This is a genomic window from Paenibacillus peoriae (assembly GCF_022531965.1).
Taxonomy (GTDB): Bacteria; Bacillota; Bacilli; order Paenibacillales; family Paenibacillaceae; genus Paenibacillus; species Paenibacillus polymyxa_D.
Genome location: NZ_CP092831.1, coordinates 3,527,064 through 3,541,170, shown reverse-complemented (window position 1 = coordinate 3,541,170; position 14,107 = coordinate 3,527,064). Strand labels below are relative to the sequence as shown.

Sequence of the window (14,107 nt, the reverse complement as noted above, 5' to 3'; positions counted from 1 at the left end):
GAACATTCATGAGCGTAGCCGAATTGAACACGGTCAATATGGCAGAAGTGCTTATTAACGCCTATGAATTGGGCGATATGGTCAACCGATCCTTTGAGGTATCGGATTATTTATATTGGAAACAGCGTGTGGAATTGAATCCGTCTATTCAGGCGTGTGTACGCAAGCTGGATGCCAAAAAGGAGCTATTCGCGGAAACGGAGCGTTTTGGGCATTTTCATCCGAACTATCATGAAGCGAAGGATGCAGTGCAGGTCGTTGAGCTGGAACTGGAACAATTCGTGGATGTTAAGGAGTTCAAACGAGCCGAAAAGGCGCTGGATGATATGCTTCATGCCATGTCTGAAACGATTGCATATTCCGTGTCCGAGACTATTAAGGTGCCGAGCAATGATCCGAATGTGAAAAAAGGCGGATGTGGCAGCGGAGGGAAATGCTCCTGTGGATAGGTCATAGGAATGATACCGAGTGGGGGGAGATGAAGCGAATGTTTGCCGAGCGGACAGGGTACATCATTTGGGTAAGCGATATCAAGGCTGCCCGCAATCTGGAGAAATACGGAAATGTCCACTTTATTTCAAAGCGTATGCATTATGTAGTGATATATATGAATGCGGATCGGGCAGAAGACACCGTTAAAAATATTCGCAGACTTTCCTATGTGCGTAAGGTCGAGCGCTCTTTTCGAAATGAGATTAGGACGGATTACAACGACGATAAGGAAAAGATGAAAGAATATGAGATATAAGATCAAATGTCTATAAATTGTAAACTTTTCTTGAAAGGTCAGCCTACAGGCTGGCTTTTTTTCGTGAAGTCAGGACTTTTGCATAATGGTCTTGATGCTGTTAGACCTAAAAAATCTTTAAATATCACCCATAAACTTCAATTTTGTAACTTGTAGTCCCGGGTCTGTTGAGGTAACATATGAATATATTGGTAGATATAAAGACCTATCTGGTGGGGAGAGTGATCCCGTGCGTGACAAAGCAATGCAGCGATGGAGTACATACGAACCGTTCTATGTGGAGATGGGCGATAAAAAAGTCGCCGATATCGTGATAACAAATCATGCGAAAACACGTTACTTAGATCGGGTAGAGCAGAAACAGTCCGAGACGAATCATATCGCCGCCTGGCTTTGGGAATGCCTGAAGCAAAACAGGATGGAGTCCTATTATCATAACGAAGAGGATGTATATTTAATTGATGGTGATCTGGTCGTCGTGGCCGAATTTGGAGAGTTGCCCGGCGAGATGGATATTGCGGGGAATCCGCTTCACAAAATGATTGTCATTACCTTTTTGGGCCGGATGTCGGAGACCATTGAATTAAGGGATTTGAAGTCATACTATTCATGGTTACGCCATTCGCGGCGCATGACACTGATGAAAAGCACTCGTAAGCAAAAATAGACGGTCATTTGGAGAACGGCTTCAGATGAAAAAATCTCCAAACTTCTTGAATACCGTTAAGTTTAAGTAGAAAGTATGCAGTTATTAGCTGCATGCTTTTTTTATTTTCCAATAATAAAACTACCCAATTCAGTAAGTTTACTTGGAAATGCTTTCGACAGACGTTTTTCTTATGTTAAAATAGGGAGAACAGAGGGGAGAGGGCTGTCAGTATGAACTTTCATCAGTTGCACATTTTTTATACCGTAGCGGAACGCGGGAGCTTCTCGGCGGCGGCACAAGCGCTGCATATGACACAACCTGCGGTGACGATGCAAATTCAGTCTTTGGAAGATTATTTTGGCACGAAACTGCTGCAACGTTCGACTAAAAAAATCGAACTTTCAGAGGCGGGAGCGACACTCCTGCCTTTTGCGAAAAAAAGCATGCAACTGATCAGGGAAGCTGACGAGGCGATGTCTGCTTTTACTCACATGTTGGAGGGAAGATTGCATATTGGCGCCAGCCTAACGATTGGTGAGTATATTGTACCCAGAATGCTGGGACCGTTTGGTCAGGAATACCCTCATATACGCATGGCGATGAATGTGATGAATACAACTCAGATTATGGATGATATACTAAAACATCAGCTGAATTTAGGACTGATTGAGGCCCCAGTCCAGCATCCGGATATCGTGGTGGAACCTGTGATGCAGGACGAACTGAAACTGATTGTGCCTTCAGGACATGCGCTGGCCAAGGCTAAAAAAGTGGTTCTGGAAGATGTGTTCAAGCATCCTTTTGTAGCCAGAGAAAAGGGATCTGGTACACGTCAAGTAATAGAAGATGAGCTGAAAAATCGTGGTATGGATGCCTCCCGACTTGGGATTGTAATGGAGATGGGGAGCACTGGAGCGGTTAAATCGGCGGTGGAGGCTGGACTGGGTATTACCATGCTATCACCTTCTTCGGTGAAGCATGAAGTTGCGCTCGGATTATTGAAAATTGTAAATATTTCAGATATCACGTTCAAACGAGAATTTTATGCAATTCATTTGAAGTCGGCGTTGTTGCCGATTCCGGTAGTAACCTTCCTGTCTTACTTGCGTCGTCATGATCAGGGAACGGACGTCCTGGGGGACTCGCAGGACGAGCTTGCAAAGGTGAAAGAGAAGGAGGATGTATAATGAAGGAGCAGATTAACGTAAAACGATATGATTTACACACACACACCCAAGCATCTGACGGAATGCAACCACCTGCAGATAATGTACGCTGGGCCAAGGAAAAAGGACTGGCAGGTGTGGCCATTACAGATCATGATACGGTAGCTGGCCTGGAGGAAGCTCTGGAAGAGGGAAAACGCATAGGAATTACTGTGGTGCCGGGAGTGGAAATTAGTACTCGAGCTGGCGATAAGGATATTCATATACTCGGTTATTTTATGGATTACCGCAATAAAGTGTTTTTGGAACGGTTGGAAAAGCTTCGCCAGGCACGGGATACCCGTAATGATTTGATTTTGAGTCAATTGCGTAGTCTGGGTGTGGAAATCACACTGGGTGAAGTGGTGGCTACGATGGGCAGACCGCTGGCACCAGATGAAAGCATTGGACGTCCGCATATGGCGGATACGCTGGTTCAAAAAGGATATGCGAAGGATATGCGGGACGCGTTTGACCGTTACTTGGCGGAAGGAGCGCCCGGATATGTGTCTGTACCCCGTGTAGAGCCTGCGGAGGCCATAAACTGGATTCGTGAAGCAGGAGGGGTACCCGTGGTGGCCCACCCTGGCTTGTACGGAAATGATGAGCTGGTTCGTTCTATTATAGAGGAGGCGAAGCCTGCGGGCTTGGAGGTGCGACATTCGGACCATGATGCTGAGGCTGAGAGCCGATATACTGCGATGGCGGCGCAATATGGCCTCATTGCAACTGGCGGCTCGGATTTTCACGGCGCGCGTCAAGGTGTTATTTTTCACGGTGATCTGGGTAGCCGTAGTGTGGAAGGGCAGGTAGTCGAGGAATTGAGGAAGGCTGCTATTGGACAAAAGTAAATAAAAAGCCCCTTGCCTTATGCATGGAACACAAGAAGTGTACCGTGCAAAGAACAAAGGGCTTTTTTTGTGGGTTCAACAGGCTAGTAAGATTTAACCGTTTTTGATGCGATTCGGCAGCTTTTTGACTAGTTCCTCATCGGGTGTAATGAAAAGCGTACGCTGATGGTCGTAGATGACAAAGCCAGGTTTGGCTCCGCTAGGCTTACGTACATGTCGAATCAGGGTGGCGTCCACAGGTACACTGCTGGACTGCTTGGCCTGACTAAAATAAGCAGCGAGTTGAGCTGCTTCCTCCAGCGTCGCATCTCCGAATTGCTCAGCACGTATAACGACGTGTGACCCCGGAATATCCTTTGTGTGCAGCCAGGTGTCATTTGGTCCGGCCAGTCGATTTGTTACATATTCATTTTGCAAGTTGTTTTTGCCAACCAGTAACTCGATACCTTCGGATGATGTATAGACGTGCAGGGTTGGACGGTCGTTTTTCTTCTTTTTCTTTCCTTTTTTGACCCGATCTCTGAGATAGCCCTGCTGAACCAGTTCTTCACGTATTTCCTCAATGTCATTCATAGAGGCATGGGCTAGCTGCTGAAGAAGACTGTCCATATAACGGATTTCTTCGTGCGTTTTCTCCAGTTGTTCGTCAATGACAGCTAGGCTGTTTTTATATTTGTTGTATTTTTTAAAATACCGTTGCGCATTATCCGACGGGTTGAGTAGTGGGTCCAGTGGGATGGACATTGGACGCTGTTCCTCATCATAAAAGTTGATGATCGTCACTTCTTTGTCCCCTTTTTTCACCTCATGCAGCGAAGCGAACAGCAACTCTCCATAAATGCGAAATTGATCGGCATCTTCCGCCTCGGCCAAATCCTGTTGGAGATAGTCGAGTTTTTTTACGTTTTTACTCCGCTCATTTTGCAGAAACCGCAGTAGGTCACTGACCTTTTGCTTAACCGTATCCCTTTCTGCTTTTTCACCGAAGAAGTCTTCCATACACTCACTGATCGTAGCGTACTCCTTACGTTCTCCTTGGATCAACGTCAGTGGAATGGCTGAGAATATCACTTTATCTTGTGCGTTTAGTCCAGATACCGGCTGAAAACGATGGTTCCGCACGTCATCCATGATGTGACTGAATGTACTCCATAGTGAACGATCACTATCACCAGATACTTCATTAGTTACTCGAGTTAGTATCTCTTCAGCAATGAGGGGACTGAGTCCAGTAAAAGTGTTCACGATCCAGCGTTTGGGAGCTTCTCCGGCCTCGAGTGCTGTTTGATACGAGGATATGAAAGCTGCCTCTTCTGTTTCTAGTGGATTTAGCTTGTTTTGTTCAGGAGGCTCCGTGTATTGAAAGCCGGGCATAATGACCCGATAGCTGCTAATAGACGGTGTAACATGATGAATGCCATCTAGCATCACGCCTGTTCCCGGGTCAAGCAAAATAATGTTGCTGTGTCTGCCCATCAGTTCAATGATAATTCGTTTGAGTGAAACATCTCCCAGTTCATCACGTTGACGTACATCCATGTGAATAATACGCTCCATGCCCACCTGCGTGATTTTCTCAATAACGCCTCCTTCGCAATGCTTGCGAAGAAGCATACAAAACATAGGGGCTTCTGTCGGATTAAGAAAGCTTTGTTCTGTAAAATGTACACGCGGGAAGGTCGGATTAGCTGACAGCAGCAGCTTTACGCTTCCGCCTTGTGCCCGCAGATTCAGCACGATATCGCGATCGTTTGGCTGATGTATTTTATTAATGCGCCCGCCTCGGATGCCTTGCAGTTCGTGTACGATAGCGCGGGTTACGATTCCGTCCAATGCCATAATTATGTTCTCCTTTGAAGCAAATGTATTTTCGCCTTCCTACTATGATACATAACTTTGGGACAAAACTTAAGCGGCTTTGTGATATTTCAGATCCTGTCCGAATAGATTGAATCTAGAAAGTCTGTCCAGCTTATCAGCAATCGCGGCACAAAAATATAATAACGGGCAGCCATCCTACGCACAACCGACGGAAGCGGACTATCTGACCGGGAGGGAATTGGGGAGAATGGAACAAGCACACTGGCACCAATTAAGCAATGAACAGCTTTCAACAAGTCTGGAAGTCGACCCGAAGCAGGGTCTTTCGGAGGAACAGCTTGCGGAACGAAGAGAAAGGTCAGGATGGAATGAGCTGAGCGAGGGGAAGCGAGTTTCGGCAATCTTGCTGCTGCTCAACCAGTTCAAGGATTTTATGATGCTTGTATTGATGGGAGCGACCCTGATATCCGGCCTGCTTGGCGAGTATTTGGACGCGATTACCATTATTGCTATTGTTGTACTGAATGGAATTCTTGGCTTTGTACAGGAATTCAGAGCTGAGCGTTCATTGCGAGCTTTGAGACAACTATCGGCTCCGACGGCCAAAGTGTTGCGGGGCGGAAAACGAATTCAAGTTCAAGCCAGAGAACTGGTACCGGGTGATATTGTGCTGCTGGAAAGTGGTGATCGCATTCCCGCAGATGTAAGGTGGTTGAGTACGAACGGCTGTGATGTAGAGGAGTCCGCCCTGACAGGTGAATCGGTTCCGGTGAGTAAGCATTGCCGCCCTATTCATGCCGCCGAGGTACCACTTGGGGATCAAAAAAACATCGGTTTTATGGGCACGATGATGACTAGAGGAACCGCACAAGGAATAGTTATACGTACAGGTATGAGTACCGAAATGGGTAAGATCGCAGACTTGATAGAAAATACGGAGTCGCAGGAGACACCGTTGCAGCACAGATTGGAGCAATTGGGCAAAATTTTGATTATCGTAGCGTTGGCGCTAACGGTGCTCGTTGTCGTAGCAGGCATTTTACATGGACAGCCAGCCATGAGCATGTTCTTGGCCGGAGTGAGCTTGGCTGTGGCGGCTATACCGGAAGGGTTGCCAGCTATTGTGACGATTGCGCTCGCATTGGGTGTGCAGCGTATGATTAAACGAAAGGCGATTGTGCGTAAGCTGCCTTCTGTTGAAACGCTCGGCTGTGCATCTGTCATTTGTTCCGACAAAACGGGTACCCTGACCCAAAATAAAATGACGGTTACCAAGCTATGGCTGGACGGCCGCTTCTGGGGAGTTACGGGAGAGGGCTATGACCCTCACGGGCATATTATGGATAGAGACCTTCCTGCCGATCTTAAAAACGGACAATCTCTGCGTAGACTGCTGCAAGCCAGTGTGCTTTGCAACAATGCGGAAATTGTTCAAGCCGATACAGAGGAGCTACGTTCGAAAAAGAAAACCAAAGAGCCGACGCCGTCCTCCGTTTGGGAGCTAAAGGGTGATCCGACGGAAGGAGCGCTGGTCACGTTAGCTGCCAAGGGCGGAGTCACGCGACAAGGGCTATATGAGCTATACACAAGGGAGCGAGAATTTCCTTTTGACTCGGATCGGAAGCGAATGTCGGTACTCGTACGCCACCAGGGAGGACACATTGTCTTTGCCAAAGGTGCACCGGATGTATTGCTGGGCCAGTGCTCCTACATTTTATGGGAAGGAAATGTCGTTCCGTTAACGGGTACGCTGCGCCAAAAGGTACTGGCAGCTAACGAAGGAATGGCCTCGGAGGCGCTACGTGTACTTGGTGTCGCTTACCGTGATATCCGCTCGCATGAGCGTGTCTCCACGGTTGAGGAGGCTGAAGCACAACTGATCTTTATCGGGCTGACAGGCATGATTGATCCGCCACGTCGCGAGGTTCGCGAAGCCATTGGCAAGTGTCGTCGTGCTGGCATTCGCACTGTGATGATTACCGGAGATCACGGTACAACTGCAGAGGCCATTGCACAGCAGCTGGGCATTTTTCAGCGCGGATCCCACGTGTTAACAGGACAGGAATTGTCTGCGATGGATGATGCGTCGCTGGACAAAGCCGTTGATACCGTCTCTGTATATGCACGGGTTTCGCCGGAGCACAAGCTACGGATCGTCAAGTCACTGCAAAGGCGCGGACATGTCGTAGCCATGACTGGAGATGGCGTCAATGACGCTCCAGCGATAAAGGCGTCGGACATCGGCATTGCAATGGGTATTACAGGGACGGACGTGACCAAAGAAGCGGCTGCGCTTGTTCTGAGTGATGATAATTTCTCTACGATTGTAGCCGCAATTGAGGAAGGACGGAATATTTACGAGAATATCCGTAAATTTATCCGTTATCTACTCGCCTCCAATGTGGGTGAAATTTTGACGATGTTTTTTGCCATGATGGCCGGGCTGCCATTACCTTTGTTACCGATCCAGATTTTATGGGTGAATCTGGTGACAGATGGCCTACCAGCGATGGCTCTGGGGGTGGACCAACCAGAAAAGGATCTCATGGAGCACAAACCTCGTGGCGCAAAGGAAAATATTTTTGCTCGTCGACTGGGCTGGAAAATCATTAGTCGTGGCTTGTTGATTGGTTTATGTACGCTAGCGGCCTTCTGGCTGACATTACGTATTGCACCGGATGACGCAGGACAACTGATCAAAGCACAGTCCGTTGCCTTTGCTACGCTAGTTCTGGCGCAGTTAATTCATGTGTTTGATTGCCGCAGTTCCCGTTCTATTTTCCATCGTAATCCGTTTCAAAATAGTTATCTTGTGCTTGCCGTGCTGTCTTCAATAGTACTAATGCTAGTGGTTATGTACGTGCCTATGCTGCAACCTATTTTCAAAACGGTACCGCTCGGTTTGCGTGAGTGGGCGCTATCCATTGTCGCAGCTGGGATTCCGACGTTTCTGATGGGAGCGGGAAGTGTGTGGGGCGGTCGACGCAACCGTCGTCGCGGCGGAAATACACACTTTTCAGCGGGACGTACGAAGTTTTCATCCTAGAAATCGGGTTATGCATATCGCATCGCTTTCCCACTATTGCCCTGTATGATATCATGGGATCAAAGCTTCATGAGGAACATGACATCAGCAGCAACGGCGGAGGTAAGCTATGGAATTCACAAAAATGAACGGTCTAGGTAATGATTTTATCGTTTGGTTTGGGCATCAGGAGTTGCCGTCTGACGCCTCGGAATTAGCTGTTCGGCTATGTGATCGACATTTTGGTGTTGGCGCCGATGGGTTGGTATATATATTGCCATCAGAAAAAGCGGATTTCTGCATGCGCATTATTAACTCGGACGGCTCAGAGGCCGAACAATGCGGTAATGCTATCCGTTGTGCTGCCAAATACGTATATGACCGTAAGCATATCAACCGTGAACAGATCACGATTGAGACGCTGGGTGCAGGTGTACAGCAGGTCGAACTAACTGTAGAGAATGGACTTGTTCGTATGGTGAAGGTAGATATGGGAGAGCCAATTCTTGAGGGTTTGAAGATTCCGACTACTCTGGATCTGACTAGCGTAATTAATGAGCCCATTGAAGCTGGAGGAAGTGGTTTTCGCTTTACGGCTGTATCTATGGGGAATCCGCACTGTGTCATTTATGTGGAGGATGCGCCAAGCTTTGATCTGGAAGCCTGGGGGCCAAAGCTGGAATGCCATCCGTTATTCCCTAAAAAAACAAATGTTGAGTTCGCCACGGTACGTAGCCGTAAGCATATAGATATGAGAGTATGGGAGAGAGGAGCCGGGCCGACGCTAGCTTGTGGAACCGGAGCCTGTGCTACGCTTGTTGCTTCTGTACTAAACGGATATAGCGACCGCCACGCCATTGTAAGCCTGAAGGGCGGCGATCTGGATATCGAATGGAGCGAGGAAGATAATCACATATATATGACGGGTCCGGCTGAGATCGTGTACGAAGGTCGTCTGTTCTGAATCATGTGACTATAAAGATAACGTGCAACTACTAATGAATCGTATAGAAGTGAGTGAAAAGAAGACCTTAGTAGGTCTTCTCAGGCTGTCGAGAAAGTCTCGACAGCCTATTTTATGTTAATTTTGTTTAAGACGACACCGCGTTAATGTTGTATAATATAGGTAACTATTGTAGAACGGATGGTGTTGATATGCTACGCTCCAACTGCGAAAAACAACAATCCTACGAATTTGTTTCCATCGAAGATCTGGTTCCTCAAGATCACTTGCTCCGCAAAGTAGATAAGTATATCGATTTTTCGTTTATCGATGATAAAGTTCGACCACTGTATTGTGCAGACAACGGGCGTCCTGCCATTGATCCTACCGTATTGTTTAAAATGATCTTTCTCGGTTATTTCTATGGCATTCGCTCAGAACGGCAACTCGAGCGAGAAATTCAGACGAACCTAGCTTATCGTTGGTTTCTGGGGTTGGGCTTAACGGATAAAGTTCCGGACCATACGACGATTAGCTGGAATCGTCGCACTCGCTTTAAAGACACCACGATCTTTCAAGATATCTTCGATGAAATTGTGCTGCAGGCGATCTCTCACCGAATGGTGGGTGGGCGTGTTCTCGTCACCGATTCCACACACGTCAAAGCCAATGCTAACAGGCACCAGTACACCAAAGAACAAGTGTTGCAGAATACTAAAGACTATATGGACGAGCTGAACGAAGCGGTGAAGGATGACCGGAGAAACCACGGAAAAAAGCCTTAAAATCCCGAGAGGAAGTGAACGAAGAAAAAGAAATTAAAGTGAGCAAAACAGACCCGGACAGCGGCTATATGATCCGTGATGGCAAGCCCGAAGGCTTCTTCTATCTGGACCACCGCACGGTGGATATGAAGTACAATCTGATTACGGACGTGTATGTGACACCAGGGAATGTACATGATTCTGTCCCCTATTTGTCCCGTTTGGATCGCCAAAGAGAACGTTTTGGTTTTCAAGTAGAAGCTGTTGCACTAGATTCAGGTTATTTAACAACGCCGATTTGCCGAGGTTTGCAGAACCGAAAGATTTTTGCCGTGATTGCTCACCGAAGATTCCATCCCAGACAAGGACTGTTTCCGAAATGGAAGTTTGAATACGATGCCAAACGCAATGCGTATAGATGCCCAGCCCAACAGGAACTGCCCTACCGAACGACGGACCGTAAGGGATACCGGCAGTATGCCTCTGACCCAGCTCAGTGCCAGCATTGCCCACTGCTAAGTCAGTGTACCCAGTCTCGAAACCACCGCAAAGTGGTGACTCGGCATGTCTGGGAAGACAGCAAAGAGTGGGTACGGAGCAACCGGCTGAGCCCATCTGGTAAAAAGCTGTACCGCAAACGAAAAGAGACGATTGAGCGAAGCTTCGCGGATGCCAAAGAGCTCCATGGGTTTCGCTATTGCCGTTTGCGCGGTCTTCCAAACGTCAGGGAACAAGCCCTTATGACGGCAGCCGTGCAGAACATGAAGAAGATGGCGATCCACCTAGATCGCCTGGAGAAACAGGGGTAACCCCCCCTGCTTCTCCAGAGACCAGAGCATTATGATGTGAAAAAGAAACCCACGTCTCAAAATGACGGGGTTTCTCGACAATCTGAGAAGACCTTAGTAGGTCTTCTTTTTTTGGACTTAGATGCCCCTGTATACAAGGAATATGATGAACAAAGCAACATTCTGTCTTTTTTTGGCGCCTGAACGATGTATAATATAGAAAATGAAAAACAATAAGGAGGCCGTTCATAGTGCGGAAATTTCGTTGGATTTCAGCAGTTGCAGTCCTCATATTTGTAGCCACCGCGCTTCCGGTTCAGGCGGCGACCATTCCTGCCGCCGCGGAAACGACGGACAAGCAGGTTGGGTCGCTAACTCCGACAGTGGTAAGCCGTTTAGAAAAAGCGGTGCAAGAACTCATCGGCTCGAAGACAGCATTTCAATTTGACGATGTGACGGATATGGGGAAAACTTGGATTGTAGAGGGCGGACTGGAAGATGGAACTGCTACGTTGCAGACAGAATATAATAAAGAAAAAAATAGAGTAGATTCTACAACCATACGATATAAAATAAGCAGCTTGGGAAAAGCGATGAACGCGCCACTCAAGACGAAAGTGCTAAACAGCGCCAAAGCGTTTGACAGCAAGCGTCCTTTGCAATTTGAAGCATTTTGGCGGGTCAAATCCCCTTATCAGTCCAACAAGCCATCAAATTACTGGGTATTTTGGGGCGCAGGTGAACAGGCTTCCTCGTTGTATGTGGATGTGGATCGAGGTAACGCTATTACCATCAACGCGGACTATGCGCTGAAGCGGGTGGACCCTCTGATACTGAACCGTGCAATGAACACATTTAAGCGTGTGAGTGGACAGCCAATTAAGGTGCAGCACGCTTCACGGTACAAGGACGAAACGAAGGGGCTTTCATATTGGTCGTTTGAGGATGCAAACGAGGCCAGTGAGGTCAAAATTAGCGCGGTAACCGGTAAAGTGCTGGCCGTATCCACCTATGGGGTGGATTGGAATGATGACGCAGATTTCAAAAAAACATTTGCAAGCCCGAAATATACTGCCTCAGAAGCTTTGAAGCTAGTCAAGCCCAAGGCTCAGATGTTGTTTAATATCAATTTGACCGGCTATAAAGTGAAAGTTCAAGGGAATCAATATACGTTCTACAAGCAGCAAAAGGGAACGGATTCTATTGTGGCTAAAGTAAATAAAAAAGGGACTTTTTACGCTTACTCTCTCCATTCTTCCGTTGGGAAAATGTAGTAGGAAATAGAAAAGATGAATCAAGCCGCTCCACTCCTGATATCATATTGTCGGGGAGTGGGGCGGCTTTTTTAGTTTTTGGCTTATGTTTGAAGTCTCTTTATGTTACATTAGTATGAAAATAAAGAGCGGGGTGGAGCAGAGGACATGAAACCGGATTTGCGTACTGTGCTGAATCGTGAAATTATTGTCGGAGACGGCGCAATGGGGACTTTTTTATATCAGCTAGGATTTCCAGTAAATACGTCTTTCGAAGAACTGAACATCACTTCGCCTGATGTTATATCAGACGTGCATGGTCAATATTTAAGTGCAGGAGCTCGATTGCTGGAGACTAATACATTTTCTGCAAATGATTATAAGTTAGCCCGGTTTGGACTGGAATCTAAGGTAGAAGAGATCAATCGTGCTGGTGTGAGAATTGCCAGAAATGCGGCCGGACCTGAACATTATGTGGTAGGTGCAGTGGGTTCCATATGTGGGGGCAAACGGCTTAACATATCAAAGCTGGAGCTGGCAAGAAACTATGAACAGCAAATTGATGCCCTTCTCTCCGAAGGAGTCGACGGTATTTTGTGCGAAACGTTTTATTCACTGGATGAAATACGCATAGCGCTTCACAGTGTACGTAAATATAGTGATATTCCGGTGATTTGTCAGTTTGCGGTCGATCAGGTTGGTCGTACTCAGGATGGTTTTTTAGTGGCGGAAGCTTTTTCGGTGCTGCGTAATGAGGGGGCAGACATCCTTGGATTTAACTGTCACTCGGGTCCGCAGGGAATTATGAGTGTAATGGAGCAGCTGGACGGCCCTTTGTCTGTACCGTTGTCCGTATATCCGAATGCGGGACTAGCAGATTATGTGGACGGTCACTATGTATACGGTGCATCACCTGAATATTTTGGAGAATGTGCCAAAACCTTTGTAGACCTGGGAACGAGGCTGCTCGGTGGTTGCTGCGGAACTACACCGGATCATATTGCTGCTATATCCAAAGCCTTGAACCGTTTGCAACCGCCTCCTCTTGCTTCAAAAGAAGCTTTGTCGAAAGAGTCCTTTCAAGTGGCGGAGCAGATTGCAGATGAAGGGGAACGAGGAAATGGCAGACATACCAGTGAGCCCAACATCGTGGATCTTGTAAAGGAACGACATACGGTCATTGTAGAACTGGATCCTCCGCGCGATCTGGACATTACGAGGTTTATGCAAGGTGCTCATGCGTTGAAGAAAGCCGGGGCCGACGCGCTTACACTGGCTGACAACTCGCTTGCAGTCACTCGCATGAGCAACATGGCGCTTGGACATTTGGTCAGTATTGAAACAGGCTTGCGTCCATTAATTCATATAGCATGTCGTGATCGCAATCTGATTGGTACTCAATCCCACATGATGGGTTTTGACGCGCTCGGTATTGACCATGTACTGGCGGTTACTGGAGATCCGGCGCGGTTCGGTGATTTGCCAGGCGCCAGTTCGGTGTATGATATGACCTCTTTTGAAATCATACGCATGATCAAGCAATTAAATGATGGTGTCGCATTTTCCGGTAAGCCACTGAAGCAGAAAGCTAATTTTGTGGTAGGTGCCGCATTTAATCCTAACGTCAAGCATTTGGGTAAAGCCGTACAGCGGTTGGAGAAGAAAATTGCCTCCGGAGCCGACTATGTTATGACTCAGCCCGTATACGACCACGAGTTGATTGCAGCCATCGCGGAAGCGACACGACATTTGGAAGTACCGATTTTTATCGGTATTATGCCGCTGGCTAGTGGGCGCAATGCAGAATACTTGCACAATGAAGTACCAGGCATTCAGTTATCCGATGAGGTGCGTGCACGTATGTCTGGTCTTGAGGGTCCGGAAGGACGAACAATGGGTGTGTCTATTGCCAAGGAGCTACTCGATACGGCAATGGAACATTTTAATGGTATCTATTTTATGACTCCATTTATGTTCTATGAAATGACAGCTGAACTGACTTCTTACGTATGGCAAAAATCAGGCCGCGCACAGGCCCCCTTGTTTCGACTATAATAATC

General features: G+C 47.3%; 11 protein-coding genes. 10 read left to right on the top strand and 1 reads right to left on the bottom strand.

Features of this window, described 5'->3' with window-relative positions:
• Nucleotides 1–8: 8 nt before the first annotated feature.
• The 5 genes from MLD56_RS15560 (at nt 9) to MLD56_RS15540 (ending at nt 3,453) form a co-directional block, all read left to right on the top strand.
• Nucleotides 9–449: a YlbF/YmcA family competence regulator gene (locus MLD56_RS15560; RefSeq protein WP_013310906.1), complete on the top strand. Its 441-nt coding sequence runs from the start codon at nt 9–11 to the stop codon at nt 447–449.
• 38 nt (nt 450–487) lie between these two features.
• Entirely contained in the window at nt 488–748 is a 261-nt protein-coding gene (locus tag MLD56_RS15555; RefSeq protein ID WP_029517637.1) for a YlbG family protein, read from the top strand.
• 229 nt (nt 749–977) lie between these two features.
• Nucleotides 978–1,415 (top strand): hypothetical protein, encoded by a 438-nt coding sequence (locus tag MLD56_RS15550; protein ID WP_025717787.1) that lies wholly within the window; start codon nt 978–980, stop codon nt 1,413–1,415.
• A gap of 212 nt (nt 1,416–1,627) precedes the next feature.
• Nucleotides 1,628–2,584: a selenium metabolism-associated LysR family transcriptional regulator gene (locus MLD56_RS15545; protein WP_029517636.1), complete on the top strand. Its 957-nt coding sequence runs from the start codon at nt 1,628–1,630 to the stop codon at nt 2,582–2,584.
• Nucleotides 2,584–3,453, top strand: coding sequence for a PHP domain-containing protein (locus MLD56_RS15540; protein ID WP_029517635.1), 870 nt, complete (start codon nt 2,584–2,586; stop codon nt 3,451–3,453). The genes MLD56_RS15545 and MLD56_RS15540 overlap by 1 nt, the downstream gene beginning before the upstream one ends.
• A 93-nt stretch (nt 3,454–3,546) precedes the next feature.
• Here MLD56_RS15540 and MLD56_RS15535 read toward each other — a convergent pair whose 3' ends face one another.
• Nucleotides 3,547–5,292 (bottom strand): Rqc2 family fibronectin-binding protein, encoded by a 1,746-nt coding sequence (locus MLD56_RS15535; RefSeq protein WP_029517634.1) that lies wholly within the window; start codon nt 5,290–5,292, stop codon nt 3,547–3,549.
• A gap of 229 nt (nt 5,293–5,521) precedes the next feature.
• Here MLD56_RS15535 and MLD56_RS15530 point away from each other — a divergent pair, with 229 nt between their 5' ends.
• The 5 genes from MLD56_RS15530 (at nt 5,522) to MLD56_RS15510 (ending at nt 14,102) form a co-directional block, all read left to right on the top strand.
• On the top strand, nt 5,522–8,320 hold the full coding sequence (locus MLD56_RS15530) for a calcium-translocating P-type ATPase, SERCA-type (RefSeq protein WP_029517633.1): 2,799 nt from the start codon (nt 5,522–5,524) through the stop codon (nt 8,318–8,320).
• A 109-nt stretch (nt 8,321–8,429) separates the two neighbouring features.
• Nucleotides 8,430–9,263: a diaminopimelate epimerase gene (dapF, locus tag MLD56_RS15525; RefSeq protein WP_029517632.1), complete on the top strand. Its 834-nt coding sequence runs from the start codon at nt 8,430–8,432 to the stop codon at nt 9,261–9,263.
• Nucleotides 9,264–9,454: 191 nt separating this feature from the next.
• Nucleotides 9,455–10,815, top strand: a protein-coding gene (locus tag MLD56_RS15520) for an IS1182 family transposase (protein WP_241113301.1) whose coding sequence is annotated in 2 segments (ribosomal slippage) — nt 9,455–10,025 and nt 10,025–10,815 — 1,362 coding nt in all. Because the reading frame shifts where the segments join, the coding sequence is not laid out codon by codon here.
• Nucleotides 10,816–11,045: 230 nt separating this feature from the next.
• On the top strand, nt 11,046–12,068 hold the full coding sequence (locus tag MLD56_RS15515) for a hypothetical protein (RefSeq protein ID WP_029517196.1): 1,023 nt from the start codon (nt 11,046–11,048) through the stop codon (nt 12,066–12,068).
• Between the two features lie 147 nt (nt 12,069–12,215).
• Complete coding sequence (locus MLD56_RS15510) at nt 12,216–14,102, top strand: bifunctional homocysteine S-methyltransferase/methylenetetrahydrofolate reductase (RefSeq protein WP_029517197.1); 1,887 nt, start codon at nt 12,216–12,218, stop codon at nt 14,100–14,102.
• Nucleotides 14,103–14,107 lie beyond the last annotated feature (5 nt).